The organism is Streptococcus sp. SS4 (genome assembly GCF_030440125.1).
In the GTDB taxonomy this organism is placed as follows: Bacteria; Bacillota; Bacilli; order Lactobacillales; family Streptococcaceae; genus Streptococcus.
Map to the genome: position 1 here is coordinate 137468 of NZ_JAQFJM010000007.1, position 18518 is coordinate 155985.

Below are 18518 nucleotides of genomic sequence, written 5' to 3' on the forward strand. Positions count from 1 at the left end.
ATAACCTCTAAAAAGTTTATGCTTCCAATTATACCATTTTTATGCTATCTTATCTCAAGAGAAAGTTGAGGTACTATGGAATATAAATTATTTGATGAATACATCACACTGCAGGCACTTTTAAAAGAATTAAGTATCATTCATAGTGGCGGAGCTATTAAAGGTTTTTTAGCTAACAATACCGTTTTATTCAATGGTGAGGATGAAAAACGTCGTGGAAAAAAACTTCGTTATGGGGATGTTATTACTATTCCGTCTGAGGAACTTGAAATAACGATTATAGCTCCTACAACAAATGAAATTGAAGAGCATCAAAAAGAAGTCGCTGAAAAAGCACGTGTTGCTGCCATTGTAAAAAAAATGAATCAGGATAATAAAAAGAAACAAAAGGCACATCCGTCAAAAGAAGGCAATAAAACTAAACGAAAACCCGTTCGTTTCCCAGGAACCTAACTATGTGGCTCGAAAATATTGATATTCAACACTTTAGAAATTATACTGAAGCCTCTGTGAGCTTCTCACCTCATCTCAATATTTTTCTTGGTCGCAATGCTCAAGGAAAAACAAATATTCTTGAGGCCATCTATTTTCTAGCATTGACACGTAGTCATCGGACCCGTTCAGATAAGGAACTGATTCAATTTCAGCAAAATACTCTCAAACTGAATGGCATCGTGCATCGTCATAGTGGAAAGCTACCTCTGGAAATCAGTTTATCTAATAAAGGCCGCATAACAAAGGTCAACCACCTCAAACAAGCTAAATTATCCGATTATATCGGTCACATGACAGTGGTACTCTTTGCTCCTGAGGATTTACAACTTGTAAAGGGATCTCCAAGCCTAAGACGTAAATTTATAGATATTGATTTAGGACAGATTAAGCCTGTTTACCTTTCAGACCTATCAAGTTATAATCATGTACTCAAGCAACGTAATGCCTATCTCAAATCTACTGACAATGTAGACATTAATTTTCTCTCAGTGTTAGATGAACAGCTTTCCGATTTTGGAGCACGCGTTATCGAACATAGACTAGAATTTATCAAGCAATTAGAGGAAGAGGCAGATAGACATCATAGTAATCTCTCAAATCAGATAGAGCGCCTTAAAATCTCCTACGAATCTAATATCCCATTCGGGAATAACAAAGTTATTCGTGAATCATTTTTAACCACGTTAAAGCAAAATCACAAAAGGGATATCTTCAAAAAGAACACTGGTGTTGGTCCACATAGGGATGATTTGACATTTTACATTAATGACATGAACGCATCTTTCGGCAGTCAGGGGCAACAACGTAGTCTCATTCTTTCTTTAAAAATGGCTGAGATTGCTCTGATAAAAAAAGTAACAGGTGAATTTCCAATTCTTCTCCTCGATGATGTCATGAGTGAGCTTGACAATCACCGTCAACTCAAACTGTTAGAAAGTATTGACGAAGAGGTTCAAACCTTCATGACGACAACTTCACTTGATCATCTGAGTAACCTACCACCCGATTTAAAGACCTTCTTAGTCAAGAATGGTATTATTTGTGAAAAACAAGTCGATTAAGCGACTTTTTTCTGTTTTCTGTGCTTTACATATATGACAAGTGATGTTAATAAAGTGTAAACAGAAACTCACCCAAACCCTTTATTGACAATTTTGTTTGTGTAAATATATTGTAAACCCTAATGTAAACAAAAAGTACTTATCTGAGATAAGTACTTTTATGTTTTTTTAATGAGCTGAGTAGTTAGGCGCCTCGTTTGTAATTTGAACATCGTGAGGGTGACTTTCAATAAGTCCTGCACCTGACATTTCAACAAACTGAGCTTTGTCATGTAAAGCCTGGATATCTTCTGCACCTGTATAACCCATACCTGCACGGATACCGCCAATCAATTGGAATACGATATCAGCAGCAGAACCCTTATAAGCTACACGGCCTTCAATTCCTTCTGGAACAAGTTTATTCGCTTCATTAACTGCACCTTGGAAGTAACGATCGCTTGATCCCTTCTTCATCGCTGCAATTGATCCCATACCACGGTAAGATTTGTATTTACGACCTTGGAAAATCTCAGTTTCACCTGGTGCTTCATCAGTACCAGCAAACATAGAACCAAGCATTACAGCATTACCACCTGCTGCAAGAGCTTTTACAATATCACCTGAGTATTTGATACCGCCATCAGCAATGATTGTTTTTCCGTATTCACGCGCAACACTAGCTGAATCGTAAATAGCAGTGACTTGAGGAACACCTACACCCGCAACCACACGTGTTGTACAAATAGAACCTGGTCCGATACCTACTTTAACAACATCGACACCTGCTTCATAAAGTGCACGCGCACCTTCAGCTGTTGCGATATTTCCTGCAATCAAAGTACGGTCTGGGAAGTGGGCACGAATTTCAGCAATTTTACGAAGAACACCTGCTGAATGACCATGTGCAGTATCAATGACAATAGCATCTGCGCCTGCTTCAAAAAGAGCTTCTGCACGTTCAAAGGTATCAGAAGTAACACCTACAGCACCTGCTACCAAAAGACGACCGAACTCATCCTTAGCTGCATTAGGAAACTCGATAACTTTTTCGATATCCTTAATAGTAATAAGTCCTGACAAACGACCTTCTTCATCAACTAGAGGTAGCTTTTCAATACGATGCTCATGAAGAATACTTTCAGCCGTTTCAAGATCTGTTTCAACTGGAGCAGTGACCAATTTCTCAGAAGTCATGTGTTCTGAAATTGGAGTATCGTAATTAGAGATAAAACGCATATCACGGTTTGTGATAATACCAACCAATTTACGATTTTCAAGTGTCTCAACAATCGGAACCCCTGAGATACGGTAACGTTGCATCAACTCTTCAGCTTCAGCAACTTTATTTTCAGGCGTTAGGAAGAATGGATCAATGATGACACCATTTTCAGAGCGCTTTACTTTTCGAACTTCTTCAGCTTGTTCCGCAATAGACATGTTTTTGTGAATGACACCCAAACCACCTGCACGAGCAATTGAGATAGCCATCTTACTATCTGTGACCGTATCCATGGCTGCAGTGATAATTGGGATATTTAATGTCAAATTTTTAGCCAATTTCGTCTTCAAGTTGACGTTGTTTGGTAGAACATGACTTTCCGCAGGAATAAGCAATACGTCATCAAAAGTGTAACCTTTTTTCAAGAATTTAGTGTCCCAATTTGACATTATAATCGTCCTCTTTTCTCAAAGTTTTGAGGTACAAAAACCCCAGCCTATTTTTTAATTGTTAATATCATATCATGCTAAAATGATTTGTCAACAGATTTCGCATAAGATTCTAAGAAAACCTTTTTCCAAATAAAAATAGGGCTCCAGATTATCTTGAGTCCCTACTTTTTATTTCTTAGAAATACTTAATTCCCATCGCTTCTTTTACTTCCGCCAATGTTTGTCCAGCAACTTCACGCGCTGCTTGACTACCTTTTTCAAGCATACGGAAAACTTCTCCCATATCCTTGGCATATTCTAAACGACGTTCACGAATTGGAGCCAACTCACGTTCTAAGATTTCTAGAAGATAACGTTTTGTCTTCACATCTCCTAAACCACCTCGTTGATAATGTTCTTTCATTTCAGCAATTGTAGTAACATCCTCTTCGCGACCAAAGATATCAAGATAATGGAAAACCATATTACCTTCAATTTGGCCTGGATCTTCCACACGAATATGATTTGGATCCGTATACATGCTCATGACTTTTTTACGAACAGTGTCTTCATCATCTGAAAGGAAGATACCATTACCCAAGGATTTTGACATCTTAGCATTTCCGTCTAGACCTGGAAGGCGTCCTGCAGCTTCATTTTTAGGGTAGATTCCCTCTGGCTCAACCAAAATATCACAATGATAAGTATGATTGAAGCTACGTGCAATTTCACGTGTCTGCTCAATCATTGGCTTTTGGTCATTACCTACAGGAACATAATTTGCTTTAAAGGCTGTGATATCAGCTGCCTGAGAAATTGGATAAACTAGAAAGCCTGTTGGAATAGATTCTCCGAAGCCTTTTTGAGCAATTTCCGTCTTAACCGTTGGGTTACGCTCTAAACGTGCCAATGAAACTAGGTTCATGTAATACATAGTCAACTCAGCCAACTCAGGAATCTGACTTTGAATGAAAATAGTCGACTTCGTTGGATCCAAACCTACAGAGAGATAATCTAAAGCAACATTCCCAATTGATTCTTTGATAATCTCTGACTCTTTGGCGTGATCCGTAAGGGCTTGCTGATCAGCCAAAAAGACAAACATGTTATATTTATCTTCGTTTTGTAAAAGGACACGATTTTTTAAACTACCAACATAGTGTCCTAGATGAAGTTTCCCTGTTGGACGGTCTCCCGTCAAAATAATAGGTTTCGTCATATAATTACCTCTCTAATACAAAAAAAAATCCCCACGCAAAAACATGCGTGAGGGCGTTAATCACTTTTGATACGCGGTACCACCTCAGTTGATAACTCTTTCTGAAGCTATCATCTCAAACCTTCTCAACAAAGAAGTTGCACGATAAGGGGTGCCAAACCTAACGTTTATGTGTTCACGTTAACCGTCAATTCTCTTCAGCCCATTCATTCCACCTTCATACTGGTTTTCAGCAACCACCAGCTCTCTATAAAAAAGGAAAGAATTACTCTTCTGATGACTATTATTTTACATTGTTTTATCTATTCTTGTCAAGATTATGTTTCTAGTTTCACGTGAAACACAACCTTAGATACAACCAAAATAGTCAATACTTGACGGAAACTTAAAAAGACTTGATAATAAGAATATCATTTCTAGGAGATAATATATGAAACGTCGAATAATAGATATACTTTTAGTTACAATCGGTTCTTTTATAGCTTCGGTTGGCTATAACTCACTTTTAGTTAAGAATAATATTGCCTCGGGTGGTGTCGGAGGGCTAGCCATTAGTTTAAACGCCCTTTTTGGTTGGAACAATGCTAACTTCGTCTTAGCAACCACCATCCCTTTGTTAATTTTATGTTGGTGCTTTCTTGGTCGCGAAGTTCTCCTAAAAACCTTCTATGGATCTCTTATCTTCCCAACTTTTATTAAATTAACCGAGGGCTTACCTACACTCACCAAACAACCTTTGTTGGCTGCTATTTTTGGTGGGATTGTATTAGGGTTAGGACTAGGAATAGTCTTTTACGGAAATTCCTCAACTGGGGGAACTGGAATTATCACACAAATTCTCCACAAGTATACGCCACTCCCACTAGGAATGGTACTACTTATTGTTGATGGAATCATTGTCGCAATCAGTGCTATTGCCTTTCCACCTGATACTGTTATGTACTCCATTCTCTCACTTGGAGTTGTTTCTCTTACAATTGATAAAATGATGGTCGGACTCAATTCATCACGAAATCTTCTAATCATTTCGCAAAATAGTGAACAAATCCTAAACTACATCACTAGAGTGGCTGATCGAGGAGCAACAAAAATTCCAGTTCTTGGTGGACATACTGGACATGCACAAAATATGATTATGACTACCTTGTCAACTCATGAGGTTCCGAAAGTTCAAGAAGAAATCCAAAAAATAGATGAAACTGCCTTTATCGTCATTGTTCCTGCTTCTACAGTTATGGGACGTGGATTTAGCCTCCAAAAAGATTACCAAAAAGTTCCAAATGACTTTATTAATCCCTTATAAAATCGATTGAAATAAAGTCTAATTTCTCGTAAAATAGTAGTTAAGAATAAAAATAAAGGATATTATATGCTTACTGTATCGGATGTATCGCTTCGTTTTAGCGATCGTAAACTTTTTGATGATGTTAATATTGCCTTCACGCCAGGTAATACTTACGGTCTTATCGGTGCCAATGGTGCTGGTAAATCTACTTTTTTGAAAATTTTAGCTGGTGATATCGAACCAACAACAGGACATATCTCTCTTGGTCCTGATGAGCGTCTTTCTGTTCTTCGTCAGAACCACTTTGACTATGAAGATGAACGCGTCATTGATGTTGTTATCATGGGGAATGAACGCCTCTACGATATTATGAAAGAAAAAGATGCCATCTACATGAAGGAAGATTTTTCAGATGAAGATGGTGTCCGTGCTGCTGAATTAGAAGGTCTATTTGCTGAATTAGGTGGTTGGGAAGCTGAAAGCGAAGCCTCACAATTACTCCAGAATCTAAATATTTCAGAAGACCTTCACTATCAAAATATGAGCGAATTAGCTAATGGTGACAAGGTGAAAGTCCTCCTTGCAAAAGCGCTTTTTGGTAAACCTGATGTACTTCTTCTTGACGAACCTACCAACGGTCTTGATATCCAGTCAATCTCATGGCTTGAAGATTTCTTGATTGATTTTGAAAATACGGTCATTGTCGTATCCCATGACCGTCACTTCTTGAATAAGGTGTGTACGCATATGGCCGACCTTGACTTTGGTAAAATCAAACTCTATGTCGGTAACTATGACTTCTGGAAACAATCTTCAGAATTGGCTGCACGCTTGCAGGCTGACCGTAATGCAAAAGCAGAAGAAAAAATCAAAGAACTTCAAGAATTCGTTGCACGTTTCTCTGCCAACGCTTCAAAATCTAAACAAGCGACTTCTCGTAAGAAAATGCTTGATAAAATTGAACTAGAAGAAATCGTCCCATCAAGTCGTAAATACCCATTCATCAATTTTAAAGCAGAGCGTGAAATCGGTAATGACCTTCTAACAGTTGAAAATCTCACTGTTAAGATGGATGGTGAGACTATTCTTGATAACATTAGTTTCATCTTGCGACCAGGAGATAAGACTGCCATCATCGGTCAAAACGATATTCAAACAACTGCATTGATTCGTGCTCTTGCCGATGATATTGACTACGAAGGTACAATCAAATGGGGTGTTACTACTAGCCGCTCTTACCTTCCAAAAGATAATTCTAAAGACTTTGCATCCGGTGAATCAATTCTCGAATGGCTCCGTCAATTTGCCGAAAAAGGTGAAGATGATGATACCTTCTTGCGTGGATTCCTTGGACGTATGCTCTTCTCAGGAGATGAGGTTAATAAATCTGTTAGTGTTCTCTCAGGGGGAGAAAAGGTACGTGTCATGCTTTCTAAGATCATGCTTTTGAAATCTAACGTCCTTCTTCTAGATGATCCTACTAATCACTTGGATTTGGAATCAATCTCAAGTCTGAATGATGGCGTCCGTGACTTCAAAGAGTCTGTTATCTTTGCCAGTCATGACCATGAATTCATCCAAACAATAGCGAACCACATCGTAGTCGTTTCTAAAAATGGGGTTATTGACCGTATTGATGAAACTTATGATGAATTCCTTGAAAATGAAGAAGTGCAAGCTAAAGTCAAAGCACTATGGGCTGATTAAACTATAAAAAGATGCAGGTTGGGATATCCCAACCTGTCTTAGTATCATTATGACAAATAAAAAATACCATACGACTTTATTATTTTATCTGGCTGCCTTTTTCTTGCCAGTACTAATCATGATAGGTGTGCTGTATAGCCAAAAAATCTATCCTGGTAGTGAGCGGACTATTTTAACAAGTGATGGTTTTCATCAGTATGTGATTTTTGCAACTGGACTTAGGAATATACTTCATGGAGATGGAAGCCTCTTTTACACCTTTACAAGTGGGCTAGGTCTTAATTTCTATGCTCTAACAAGCTATTACTTAGGTTCCTTCTTGTCTCCACTTTACTATTTCTTTACTGTCAACCAAATGGCCGATGCTTTTTATTATATAACACTGCTTAAGTTTGGTCTTATTGGGCTCTCAGGAGCTTTTAGCTTTAAGCGTCTCTTTACAAAAGTGTCAAGAAGTTTCATCCTATGTCTTTCTACAGGATTTGCTTTGATGAGCTTTGCTACCAGTCAGTTAGAAATTAACACCTGGCTAGATGCCTTTATTCTAGCACCTCTAATCATATTAGGTTTACACCTCTTACTAAGATTCAATAGACGGGGCTTATACTTTTTTAGTCTAACCTGCCTTTTTATCCAAAACTACTATTTTGGATATATGATGGCTATTTTCCTAACCCTTTACACCATAGTACAATTGATAACTATCAAGGGGTGGAAGAGTAAGATTCTTCATTTCATAGACTTTGGAATTGTCTCTATACTAGCTGGTTTAAGTAGTGCTGTCATGCTGCTGCCAACACTACTTGACTTGACAACACATGGTGAAAAATTTACAGGTGCGTCAAGTTTGTTGACAGAGTCTACCTATTATTTTGACTTCTTTGCGAAAAATCTCGTTGGAGTTTATGATACTACTAAATTCGGATCAATCCCTATGATTTATGTGGGAATCTTACCTTTGATTCTTTTTCTACTTTTCTTTATTAGTAGGGAAATCAAGCTATCATTACGTCTAGGTTACCTCTTATTAGTAGCTTTCTTTATCGCTAGCTTCTACTTACAGCCTCTTGATTTGTTTTGGCAAGGTATGCACGCGCCTAACATGTTTCTCCATCGCTATTCTTGGCTCCTATCTCTCCTAACTGTTCTTTTAGCAGGAGAAACACTCAACCGAATTAGAAAGTTTTCTTTTAAAAGGCTCCTCCTATCTTTCTTAGGATTGAGTACCGCTTACTTACTAACTTGGATCTTTCAATCTCACTATAGCTTCATTGAACCAGTCTCCTGGCTATTAAGTCTAGCATTTCTCCTAGCCTATGCCATTCTATTTACTAGCTATTTTAGCCAACAGATTCCTGGGAGTGTTTTTCGCTGTTTCACCTTCTTATTCTGCATTTTTGAGCTTACATTAAGTACTTACTATGTTGTTGGAGCTCTTGGAAATGAGTGGGTATTCCCAACTCGTGAAGGCTATCTACGAAATATGTCTGCCATTACAAAACTAGTTTCAAAAACTAAGCAAGCGAATAAGACTTTTTACCGTACTGAAAGGTTAGAGGCTCAAACTGGTAACGACAGTATGAGATTCAATTATAATGGTATTTCTCAGTTTTCATCCATTCGAAATACCGCTTCAAGCTCAACACTCGATAGGTTAGGCTTCAAATCTGAAGGGACTAATTTAAACCTACGTTACCAAAATAACACCATTATCGCTGATAGTCTCTTCGGAATAAAATATAATTTATCGAACTTTGACCTTAATAAGTATGGTTTTAATCACGTAACTTCTGAGAAAACAATGGGACTTTATCAAAATAATAATGCAAGCCAGCTTGCTATCTTAACTGATGGCATTTACAATAATATTGACTTCACTGTCAATACGCTTGACAATCAAACTAGCTTGCTGAATACTCTCTCTGGACTTAACTTAACCTATTTTAAACGAGCTCCATCTCAACTGTTTGATAAGGATGCTAGATCTTTGAATCAGCGCGTGACTAAAAACGTTAGCAACTCGAATAAAGATTTTGTAACAATCACCTATCAAGTTATTGCTCCACCACATAGTCAACTCTATGTTAGTATTCCTAATATTTCTTGGTCTGATGACAATAACCACTCTCTGTCAATTACTGTAAACGGTGTGACAAAGAATCAAGTTACTGACAATACCTTTGATTTTTTTGACCTTGGCTACTTTGAAACAGAGTCAATGGTTACCATCAAACTTAGTTTCTCTGGCAATAAAGCAATATCCTTTGATAATCCTAGTTTTTATGCCCTTGATACTCAAAACTATCAGATAGCTATGGATACTATTAATGAACGTGATAGCAAGGTTACTACGTCAAAAAATAAAGTGTTCGTTGATTATAGCAGTAAAACGAATGCGTCACTATTCTTTACCATTCCATATGATAAGGGATGGACAGCGACCATAAATCATAAAAAAGTTAAGATTCAACGAGCTCAAAAGGGGTTCATGAAAGTCGATGTCCCTAGTGGAAAAGGAAAAGTTGTTCTAACCTTTATTCCCTATGGACTTAAGACAGGTTCATTGATTAGTCTATTGGCAAGTATCATATTTTGTTGCTACGCTTACTTCATCAGAAAAACAACTATTATTCAAAAAAGCTGATTATCTTAAATTAAATAGGTCTGGAACAAGTGTTCCAGACCTATTTAACTTTGGGTACAAAAAAACTCAAGCTATACAACTTGAGGTGTCTTATCACTCCGCCAGTAGGACTCGAACCTACGACATCATGATTAACAGTCATGCGCTACTACCAACTGAGCTATGGCGGATAAAACTGCTAAGTAGCAAAAATAGTCCGTACGGGATTCGAACCCGTGTTACCGCCGTGAAAAGGCGGTGTCTTAACCCCTTGACCAACGGACCAAGTTCTAAGATTTTTATCTCGTTAATACTCTTATTATTATATCAGAGTATTCGATTTTGTCTATACTTTTTTTCAAAAAAAATATTAAATTTTGCTAAATTTATTCGAATTTTACGTTAGTTTTTATCTTGCTTTTACAAAGTATTGACATGTTGCTATATATTTTGTAAACTAATAGAGTTATTGGTCCCATAGCTCAGCTGGATAGAGCATTCGCCTTCTAAGCGAACGGTCGCAGGTTCGAATCCTGCTGGGATCAGATAAAAAAACGCATTCTAGAATCTCTAGTTGCGTTTTTCTTTTGCCTCGATAAATAAGAAATAATTTAAAACAAACAAGGGAAGCAAAGTCGTATATAGGCTGTATTCATGTAAATATTGAGCAAACCAAGTTGAGGCTGCGACTCCTACCATGAATGTAAAGATGATAATAGTTGTATAAGAAGCTTGTTTAAGCGCTTTGGCATCACCCTCGTCAATAGCCCTAGCAATGGTTAAAGAAGTATTAGTAATATTACCAGTCATCATAAAGGAAGCATAATTTACACCTCTGACTCGCTTAAAAATACCTACTTGAAGAGAGGCGAAGAATGCCAAGCCTGCAATCGTAATAGTAGAATCAACGTATGGTGTAATAATTGCAAGAATAGTCATCAAGAGAAGGGCAAGTCTAATCGCTTGCAAATGCCATCCCCACTTATGGTTAATGAGCCACTTCTTAACAAAAAAAACAAAAAACTGACCTAAAACAAAGAAAAAAATAGGTATTACATAGCTAAAAGCTCTTGCAATATGCCCCTCAACAAGGTGAATGACCAAATAGAGGAGATTGCCTGTCTGGATACTTGCAAATCGACCGTCTTGAGTATTGTAAGTATAGGCATCAATGAAGCCTCCTATATAACTAACTAGAGTTGCTACTCGTAATCCTTCAAAAACACGATAGGAGCGTTTTTTCATTCTGAACATGTCTGTTTCCTTTTTTCTACTTATGATAAGGACTTCCCTGCTGAATCATGAATGCACGATAAATTTGTTCTACTAATACAAGGCGCATAAGCTGATGAGGGAATGTTAAGAGACCAAAACTCATCAATCGATTAGCTCTCTTTTTTACTGTTGGAGAGAGTCCCAAACTGCCCCCTATAATAAAAGTAATATCTGAATAGCCTCTAAGGGTCACTTGCTCTAACTCTTTAGCAAATTGTTCCGAGGGAAATTGTTTTCCTTCAATAGCTAAGGCAATGACATAATCACGATCACCTACTTTAGCCAAGATACGCTGTCCTTCTTTGTCTAGGATAGCTTTATTTTCAGCTTCACTTGCATTATCTGGCGTCTTTTCATCCGTTAATTCTATAGATTCAAATTTTGTGAAGCGTCCTAGTCGTTTGACATACTCCGCAATGCCATCTTTCAAATATTTTTCTTTCAGTTTTCCAACGGTAATCAATTTAACTTTCATAGGGTTATTATAGCACATATCCACAATCTTTTAACACCTTATCCACACCTTTTTCGTGTCAAGCATCTCTAGTTATCCTTATAAAATCGCTGTTTATCTACACTTTTTGAAACTTATCCACAGACTGTTGATAACTGTTTTTTTAAATCACTTTATGATATAATTAAGCTTACTTTGATATGTTTATCAAAAAGGAGGACTAAACGTGAAAAAATTTAACTGGAAAAAAATAGTAGCGCCAATTGCAATGCTTGTTATTGGCTTACTAGGTGGTCTACTAGGTGCCTTTATCCTATTAACAGCAGCAGGGGTATCTTTTACCAATACAACAGATACAGGTGTTAAAACAGCTAAGACCGTATACAACAATACAACAGATACAACTAAGGCCGTTAAGAAAGTACAAAATGCCGTTGTTTCTGTCATCAATTACCAAGAAGGCTCATCTTCAGATTCCCTAAATGAACTTTATGGTCGTATTTTTGGTGGAGATGATAGTTCTGATTCTAGCCAAGACAAATCAAAAGATTCTGATGGGTTGCAAGTCGCTGGTGAAGGTTCCGGTGTTATCTATAAAAAAGATGGGAAAGAGGCCTACATCGTAACCAACAACCACGTTGTTGATGGTGCTAAAAAACTTGAAATCATGCTTTCAGATGGATCAAAAATTACTGGTGAACTCGTTGGTAAAGATACTTACTCTGACCTAGCAGTTGTCAAAGTTTCTTCAGATAAAATAAAAACCGTCGCAGAATTTGCAGATTCAAACTCCCTCACAGTTGGTGAAAAGGCAATTGCTATCGGTAGCCCACTTGGTACCGAATACGCCAACTCAGTAACAGAGGGAATCGTATCTAGCCTTAGCCGTACCGTAACTATGCAAAACGACAATGGTGAAACTGTCTCAACAAATGCTATCCAAACAGATGCTGCCATTAACCCTGGTAACTCTGGTGGTGCCTTAGTCAATATTGAAGGACAAGTTATCGGTATTAACTCAAGTAAGATTTCATCAACGTCAGCAGTCGCTGGTAGTGCCGTTGAAGGTATGGGATTTGCCATTCCATCAAACGATGTTGTCGAAATCATTAATCAATTGGAAAAAGACGGTAAAGTTACACGCCCAGCCCTAGGAATCTCAATGGCCGATCTTAATAGCCTTTCTAGCAGTGCAACTTCTAAATTAGATTTACCAGATGAGGTTAAATCTGGAGTTGTTGTCGGTAGCGTTCAAAAAGGTATGCCAGCTGACGGTAAACTTCAAGAAAATGATGTTATTACTGAAATTGACGGTAAGGAAATCAGCTCAAAAACTGATATTCAAACCAATCTTTACAGCCATAGTATCGGAGATACAATCAAGGTAACCTTCTATCGTGGTAAAGAGAAGAAAACTGAAGAACTTAAATTAACAAAATCTACAGAAGACTTATCTGACTAAGTCATTGACAAATCTGTCAAAAGACCTTTACAATAATGTAAAGGTCTTTTTTGGAAAGGAATAACATGCAAGAACAACTCAAAGCTTTACCTATTAGTGAAATCTACCCAAATCCTTTTCAACCTCGTATAGAATTCTCTGATGAAGAATTAGCAGAACTGAGCCAATCAATCGCTGAAAATGGACTGATACAGCCAATCATTGTCCGAAAATCGGACATTATTGGTTATGAACTAATTGCTGGGGAAAGACGTTTACGTGCCTGTAAACGTCTGGGAATGACAGAAATCCCTGCAGTCGTAAAGGAAGTCTCAGATCAAGAGAGTCGTAAACAAGCTATTATTGAAAATTTACAACGCTCGAATCTCAATCCTATTGAAGAAGCAAAGGCCTATCGTAGTTTAATTAATGATTTAGCTTACAGTCACGAGGAACTGGCAAAAGCTATGGGGAAATCCAGGCCCTATATCAGTAACGCTCTCAGACTCCTCCAACTTCCCAAAGAGATACAGACAAGTATCGAAAATGGCAAACTGAGTCAAGGACATGCTAGAGCGCTTTTATCTGTTGAGGATACCCAAAAGCAATTAACTATCTATCATCAGGTGCTTACTGAAAAATGGTCCGTTCGTACTCTGGAAAAAAGACTTCAAGAACTTCCTAAAAAACAAAAATCAAAAAAAGATATTCACATAAAAGATAAAGAAAAAGAACTAGAAAAATCACTTGGTCTCCCCGTTACTCTTCGTTATCACAAAAATCACTCTGGAACTATTCAGATCCACTTTTCGACGGAAGAAGATTTTAACAGAATTATCAACAAGCTAATTTGACCTGTGAATTAATGAGAAAAAAGAAACAAACTTATCCACATCAAAAAAATGTTGCCCTCCCTTTATTTACGAGGGTTTCTTTTTTTATTCACAACTTGTGGATAACTCTTGTGCACAATGTGAATTGTCTTTTTCAGTTGTGGATAACTTGAGAAACTTTTATCTCCTGACCTGTGGAAAACTTTTTTGTTTTATGATAGAATCAGAGAACAAGAATAAAGAAGGAGAATTGATGGAATGACCGAAAAAGAGCATTTTTTTTGGAATAAACTCTTAGAGCTGGCCAAAGAGGAACTAACACAAGCCACTTTTGATTATTATGTCCTAGATACCAAGCTCATCAAAGTTCAAAATAACGTTGCTACAATTCTGCTTGAAGAAGTCAAAAAGCTATTCTGGGAAAAGAATATGCAATCTTTCATTTTGATGGCTGGTTTTGAAGCCTATAATAGTGAAATAAAAGTTGAGTACGTCTTTGACGAAGCACTCATAAACGAGGCAAATCCAACTGTAGCAAATAATAACTTTGGTAATAAAAAGGAACAGCAGACCCCTGCTCTTCCTACATTGGACTCAGACTTAAATAGTAAGTATACCTTTGATAATTTTATCCAAGGGGATGAAAATCGTTGGTCAGTTGCTGCATCTTTAGCTGTAGCTGATTCACCAGGAGCTACTTATAACCCTCTATTTATTTACGGAGGACCTGGTCTCGGGAAAACTCACTTGCTCAATGCCATTGGAAACAAGGTCTTACATGATAATCCTCAAGCACGCATTAAATACATTACTGCAGAGAATTTTATTAATGAATTTGTTGTACATATCCGTTTAGATAAAATGGACGAACTAAAACTTAAATATCGTCATCTGGACGTTCTCTTAATTGACGATATTCAATCATTGGCTAAAAAATCAACGCAAGCCACTCAAGAGGAATTCTTCAATACTTTCAATGTACTTCACAATAATAATAAACAAATTGTCCTGACTAGCGACCGTAATCCAGATCAATTGAACGAGATGGAAGAGCGTCTTGTCACGCGCTTTAAATGGGGGTTAACCGTCAATATCACACCACCTGACTTTGAAACGCGAGTGGCCATTCTTACTAATAAGATTATGGACTATGATTATCATTTTCCTCCTGAAACAATTGAGTATTTAGCTGGCCAATTTGATTCAAATGTCCGTGACTTGGAGGGGGCCTTAAAAGATATTAGCTTAGTTGCCAATGTTCGCCAGTTAGATACTATCACAGTTGAGGTAGCTGCTGAAGCTATTCGTGCACGTAAAATGGATGGTCCTAAGTTAACTCTTATTCCGATTGAGGATATCCAAACTGAGGTAGGGAAATTTTATAATGTCACTGTAAAAGAAATTAAGGCAACTAAACGAACACAAAATATTGTCTTGGCACGTCAGGTAGCCATGTATCTTGCGCGTGAAATGACTGATAACTCCCTTCCAAAAATTGGAAAAGAATTTGGCGGAAGAGACCACTCAACTGTCTTACATGCATACAATAAAATCAAAAATATGATTGCCCAAGATGACAGTTTACGCATTGAAATTGATACCATCAAAAACAAGATAAAATGACACTTGTGGATAACTATTAAAAATCATTCAAACTTTTCCACAGGCTGTGCACAAGTTCAAAGCCTTGATAAAACTATGTTTTGTAGACTTATGCACAGTGTCCACAAGACCTACTACTACTACTAAAATAATACTAATAAAAATAAAGGAGCATCATGATTCAATTTGCGATTAATAAAGCTTATTTCTTACAAGCACTTCATACGACTCGCCGTGCTATTTCTTCTAAAAATGCTATCCCAATTCTATCGACGATTAAAATCGAAGTTACCAGTGATGGTATCTATTTGACAGGATCAAATGGGCAAATCTCAATTGAAAATAGTATCTCAGTTTCGGAAGAAAATGCAGGTCTATTAATTACACAGCCAGGTAGTATCCTTTTGGAAGCAAACTTTTTCATTAATGTTGTCTCAAGCTTGCCTGATGTTACCCTTACTTTTGAAGAAATCGAACAATACCAAGTTTTACTGAAGAGTGGTAAATCAGAGATTACTTTAAAAGGGAAAGATGTTGAACAATATCCCCGTATTCAGGAAGTTGATAGCTTGACACCATTGCTCATGGACACAAAAGTGTTAAAATCTATCATTGCTGAAACTTCATTTGCAGCAAGCACTCAAGAAAGTCGTCCAATTTTAACCGGAGTTCACTTTGTTCTTTCAAATCATAAAGATCTCAAAGCTGTAGCAACTGACTCTCACCGAATGAGCCAACGTCAACTTGTTTTGGAGCATTCTGCAGATAACTTTGATGTCGTAATCCCAAGTCGCTCACTTAAAGAATTGTCGGCAGTTTTTAGCGATGATATTGAAAACTTAGAGGTCTTCTTCTCAGCAAATCAAATTCTATTCCGTAGTGAAACAATTTCTTTCTATACACGTTTACTTGAAGGAAATTATCCAGACACTAATCGTCTCTTGTCCGATTCATTTGAAACAGAAGTTGTTTTTGAGACTGCTAGCCTTCGTTCTGCTATGGAACGTTCATATTTGATTTCTAATGCTAGTCAAAGTGGTACCGTTAAACTCGAAATCATTAATGGTAGTGTCAGTGCCCATGTTAATTCGCCAGAAGTCGGAAAGGTGAATGAGGATATTGACGTGCAAGATGTTTCAGGTAGTGATTTGGTCATTAGTTTCAATCCAACCTACCTAATAGATGCTTTGAAAGCTCTTAAGAGTGAGACTGTCCGTGTACGTTTCATTTCACCAGTACGTCCATTTACATTGACGCCAGCAGATGACAGTGAGAATTTTATTCAATTGATTACACCTGTAAGAACAAACTAAAATCGAAAAAGTTATCCACAGTGGATAACTTTTTTACTAGAAAGGGAATTTATGTACCAAATTGGAAGTTTAGTTGAAATGAAAAAACCACATGCTTGTACTATCAAAGCAACAGGAAAAAAAGCTAATGAATGGGAAGTAATCCGTCTTGGAGCTGACATTAAGATTCGTTGTACGAATTGTGATCATGTGGTCATGATGAGTCGTCATGATTTCGAGAAGAAACTTAAGAAGGTTTTATAACAGGTGTTGGAGAGACTATATAACGAGAGTTTTATGTTAAGAAAATTACTTCACTAGCAATATAAAAACTTTCTATAGTTCCTAATCATCTTTTTTATAGCATTCTTTGCCTTGCTTTCCTTTTTCTGGTTCTCAAAGGGAAGTTGCCTATTTTTAACAATTTTTGTGTTATAATTAACTGAATTACTTTTTTATGGAGAAATAAATTAATGGCTTTAACAGCAGGTATCGTTGGTTTGCCAAACGTTGGTAAATCAACTCTTTTCAATGCAATTACAAAAGCGGGTGCGGAAGCTGCTAACTATCCTTTCGCAACAATTGATCCAAACGTCGGTATGGTTGAGGTACCAGATGAGCGTTTGACCAAACTGACTGAACTTATTACCCCTAAAAAGACAGTTCCAACCACATTTGAGTTCACAGATATTGCGGGTATCGTAAAAGGAGCATCAAAGGGTGAAGGTCTTGGAAATAAGTTTTTGGCGAACATTCGTGAAGTAGATGCGATTGTCCATGTGGTTCGTGCCTTCGATGATGAAAATGTTATGCGTGAACAAGGGCGTGAGGATGCCTTTGTAGATCCGATGGCTGATATTGATACAATCAACCTAGAATTGATTTTGGCTGACCTTGAATCAATTAACAAACGTTATGCGCGTGTCGAAAAAATTGCGCGTACACAAAAAGATAAAGATTCTGTGGCAGAGTTTAATATTCTTCAAAAGATTAAACCTGTTCTAGAAGATGGTAAGTCTGCACGTACGATTGATTTTACTGAGGAAGAGCAAAAAATTGTTAAGGGACTCTTCCTCTTGACAACAAAACCAGTACTTTATGTGGCTAACGTTGATGAAGACCAAGTCGCAAATCCTGATGATATTGATTATGTCAAACAAATTCGTGAGTTTGCAGCGACTGAAAATGCAGAAGTAGTTGTTATCTCGGCACGTGTTGAGGAAGAAATTTCTGAATTGGATGATGAAGACAAAGAAATGTTCTTGGAAGACCTTGGTTTGACAGAATCAGGAGTTGATAAACTGACACGCGCAGCCTATCATTTGCTTGGTCTAGGAACTTACTTTACTGCTGGTGAGAAAGAAGTGCGTGCTTGGACCTTTAAACGAGGCATCAAGGCTCCACAAGCAGCAGGAATTATCCACTCTGACTTCGAGAAAGGATTTATCCGTGCCGTAACCATGTCTTACGATGATCTCATTAAATATGGTTCTGAGAAAGCTGTTAAGGAAGCTGGTCGCCTTCGTGAAGAAGGAAAAGAATACGTTGTTCAAGATGGCGACATCATGGAATTCCGTTTCAACGTTTAGAAAATAAAAA

At 37.4% G+C, this 18518-nt stretch carries 15 protein-coding genes, 3 tRNA genes and 1 other annotated feature; of the genes, 12 read left to right on the forward strand and 6 right to left on the reverse strand.

Translation table 11 applies throughout. From position 1 onward, the window contains the following. Positions 1–75 precede the first annotated feature (75 nt). Positions 76–453: a S4 domain-containing protein YaaA gene (yaaA, locus tag PCY16_RS07680; protein ID WP_002892188.1), complete on the forward strand. Its 378-nt coding sequence runs from the start codon at positions 76–78 to the stop codon at positions 451–453. A gap of 2 nt (positions 454–455) precedes the next feature. Further along, a complete protein-coding gene (recF, locus tag PCY16_RS07685; protein WP_060971642.1) occupies positions 456–1556 on the forward strand; it encodes a DNA replication/repair protein RecF in 1101 nt (366 codons plus the stop codon). Between the two features lie 168 nt (positions 1557–1724). Here recF and guaB read toward each other — a convergent pair whose 3' ends face one another. Beyond that, positions 1725–3206, reverse strand: a complete 1482-nt coding sequence (gene guaB / locus PCY16_RS07690) for an IMP dehydrogenase (protein ID WP_070577135.1) — start codon at positions 3204–3206, stop codon at positions 1725–1727. Positions 3207–3384: 178 nt separating this feature from the next. Further along, entirely contained in the window at positions 3385–4407 is a 1023-nt protein-coding gene (gene trpS, locus PCY16_RS07695) for a tryptophan--tRNA ligase (RefSeq protein ID WP_070577137.1), read from the reverse strand. Positions 4408–4453: 46 nt separating this feature from the next. After that, positions 4454–4693: a binding site (T-box leader), on the reverse strand. Positions 4694–4837: 144 nt separating this feature from the next. Between trpS and PCY16_RS07700 the strand changes: the two genes are divergently transcribed. From PCY16_RS07700 to PCY16_RS07710, 3 genes are all read left to right on the forward strand, one after another. Next, entirely contained in the window at positions 4838–5710 is an 873-nt protein-coding gene (locus PCY16_RS07700; RefSeq protein ID WP_037599377.1) for a YitT family protein, read from the forward strand. Between the two features lie 66 nt (positions 5711–5776). Continuing rightward, complete coding sequence (locus PCY16_RS07705; protein WP_070577139.1) at positions 5777–7399, forward strand: ABC-F family ATP-binding cassette domain-containing protein; 1623 nt, start codon at positions 5777–5779, stop codon at positions 7397–7399. A 49-nt stretch (positions 7400–7448) separates the two neighbouring features. Next, positions 7449–10043 carry a YfhO family protein gene (locus PCY16_RS07710; RefSeq protein WP_195413441.1) on the forward strand — a complete coding sequence of 865 codons (2595 nt, stop codon included), beginning with the start codon at positions 7449–7451 and terminating at the stop codon, positions 10041–10043. 96 nt (positions 10044–10139) lie between these two features. On the opposite strand, the gene PCY16_RS07715 is transcribed toward PCY16_RS07710, so the two are convergent. Both PCY16_RS07715 and PCY16_RS07720 read right to left on the reverse strand, forming a co-directional pair. Further along, positions 10140–10213 (reverse strand) — tRNA-Asn (locus PCY16_RS07715). A gap of 22 nt (positions 10214–10235) precedes the next feature. Next, a tRNA-Glu gene (locus PCY16_RS07720) sits at positions 10236–10307 on the reverse strand. Positions 10308–10493: 186 nt separating this feature from the next. Here PCY16_RS07720 and PCY16_RS07725 point away from each other — a divergent pair. Next, positions 10494–10567: transfer RNA gene (locus PCY16_RS07725), tRNA-Arg, on the forward strand. A gap of 25 nt (positions 10568–10592) precedes the next feature. Here the strand turns inward: PCY16_RS07725 and PCY16_RS07730 are convergent. Next, a complete protein-coding gene (locus PCY16_RS07730; protein WP_002892206.1) occupies positions 10593–11276 on the reverse strand; it encodes a YoaK family protein in 684 nt (227 codons plus the stop codon). Between the two features lie 16 nt (positions 11277–11292). Continuing rightward, on the reverse strand, positions 11293–11772 hold the full coding sequence (rlmH, locus tag PCY16_RS07735; RefSeq protein WP_037598563.1) for a 23S rRNA (pseudouridine(1915)-N(3))-methyltransferase RlmH: 480 nt from the start codon (positions 11770–11772) through the stop codon (positions 11293–11295). A gap of 205 nt (positions 11773–11977) precedes the next feature. On the opposite strand from rlmH, the gene PCY16_RS07740 reads away from it, so the two are divergent. The 6 genes from PCY16_RS07740 to ychF all read left to right on the forward strand — a co-directional run bounded on the left by PCY16_RS07740 (position 11978) and on the right by ychF (position 18508). Beyond that, positions 11978–13213 carry a trypsin-like peptidase domain-containing protein gene (locus PCY16_RS07740; protein ID WP_002892211.1) on the forward strand — a complete coding sequence of 412 codons (1236 nt, stop codon included), beginning with the start codon at positions 11978–11980 and terminating at the stop codon, positions 13211–13213. A gap of 65 nt (positions 13214–13278) precedes the next feature. Then, entirely contained in the window at positions 13279–14046 is a 768-nt protein-coding gene (locus tag PCY16_RS07745) for a ParB/RepB/Spo0J family partition protein (protein WP_195413442.1), read from the forward strand. Positions 14047–14283: 237 nt separating this feature from the next. Continuing rightward, positions 14284–15648 carry a chromosomal replication initiator protein DnaA gene (dnaA, locus tag PCY16_RS07750; RefSeq protein ID WP_060972961.1) on the forward strand — a complete coding sequence of 455 codons (1365 nt, stop codon included), beginning with the start codon at positions 14284–14286 and terminating at the stop codon, positions 15646–15648. A 155-nt stretch (positions 15649–15803) separates the two neighbouring features. Further along, on the forward strand, positions 15804–16940 hold the full coding sequence (gene dnaN, locus PCY16_RS07755; protein ID WP_002883965.1) for a DNA polymerase III subunit beta: 1137 nt from the start codon (positions 15804–15806) through the stop codon (positions 16938–16940). 51 nt (positions 16941–16991) lie between these two features. Continuing rightward, positions 16992–17183 (forward strand): DUF951 domain-containing protein, encoded by a 192-nt coding sequence (locus PCY16_RS07760; protein WP_037599384.1) that lies wholly within the window; start codon positions 16992–16994, stop codon positions 17181–17183. 209 nt (positions 17184–17392) lie between these two features. Beyond that, positions 17393–18508 (forward strand): redox-regulated ATPase YchF, encoded by a 1116-nt coding sequence (gene ychF / locus PCY16_RS07765; RefSeq protein ID WP_002883967.1) that lies wholly within the window; start codon positions 17393–17395, stop codon positions 18506–18508. Positions 18509–18518: the final 10 nt, after the last annotated feature.

What these genes read in the sequence shown, in the direction of transcription:
- yaaA (WP_002892188.1), top strand. Translation starts at nt 76, where the DNA reads ATGGAATATAAATTATTTGATGAATACATCACACTGCAGGCACTTTTA.
- recF (WP_060971642.1), top strand. Translation starts at nt 456, where the DNA reads ATGTGGCTCGAAAATATTGATATTCAACACTTTAGAAATTATACTGAA.
- guaB (WP_070577135.1), bottom strand. Translation starts at nt 3,206, where the DNA reads ATGTCAAATTGGGACACTAAATTCTTGAAAAAAGGTTACACTTTTGAT.
- trpS (WP_070577137.1), bottom strand. Translation starts at nt 4,407, where the DNA reads ATGACGAAACCTATTATTTTGACGGGAGACCGTCCAACAGGGAAACTT.
- PCY16_RS07700 (WP_037599377.1), top strand. Translation starts at nt 4,838, where the DNA reads ATGAAACGTCGAATAATAGATATACTTTTAGTTACAATCGGTTCTTTT.
- PCY16_RS07705 (WP_070577139.1), top strand. Translation starts at nt 5,777, where the DNA reads ATGCTTACTGTATCGGATGTATCGCTTCGTTTTAGCGATCGTAAACTT.
- PCY16_RS07710 (WP_195413441.1), top strand. Translation starts at nt 7,449, where the DNA reads ATGACAAATAAAAAATACCATACGACTTTATTATTTTATCTGGCTGCC.
- PCY16_RS07730 (WP_002892206.1), bottom strand. Translation starts at nt 11,276, where the DNA reads ATGTTCAGAATGAAAAAACGCTCCTATCGTGTTTTTGAAGGATTACGA.
- rlmH (WP_037598563.1), bottom strand. Translation starts at nt 11,772, where the DNA reads ATGAAAGTTAAATTGATTACCGTTGGAAAACTGAAAGAAAAATATTTG.
- PCY16_RS07745 (WP_195413442.1), top strand. Translation starts at nt 13,279, where the DNA reads ATGCAAGAACAACTCAAAGCTTTACCTATTAGTGAAATCTACCCAAAT.
- dnaA (WP_060972961.1), top strand. Translation starts at nt 14,284, where the DNA reads ATGACCGAAAAAGAGCATTTTTTTTGGAATAAACTCTTAGAGCTGGCC.
- dnaN (WP_002883965.1), top strand. Translation starts at nt 15,804, where the DNA reads ATGATTCAATTTGCGATTAATAAAGCTTATTTCTTACAAGCACTTCAT.
- PCY16_RS07760 (WP_037599384.1), top strand. Translation starts at nt 16,992, where the DNA reads ATGTACCAAATTGGAAGTTTAGTTGAAATGAAAAAACCACATGCTTGT.
- ychF (WP_002883967.1), top strand. Translation starts at nt 17,393, where the DNA reads ATGGCTTTAACAGCAGGTATCGTTGGTTTGCCAAACGTTGGTAAATCA.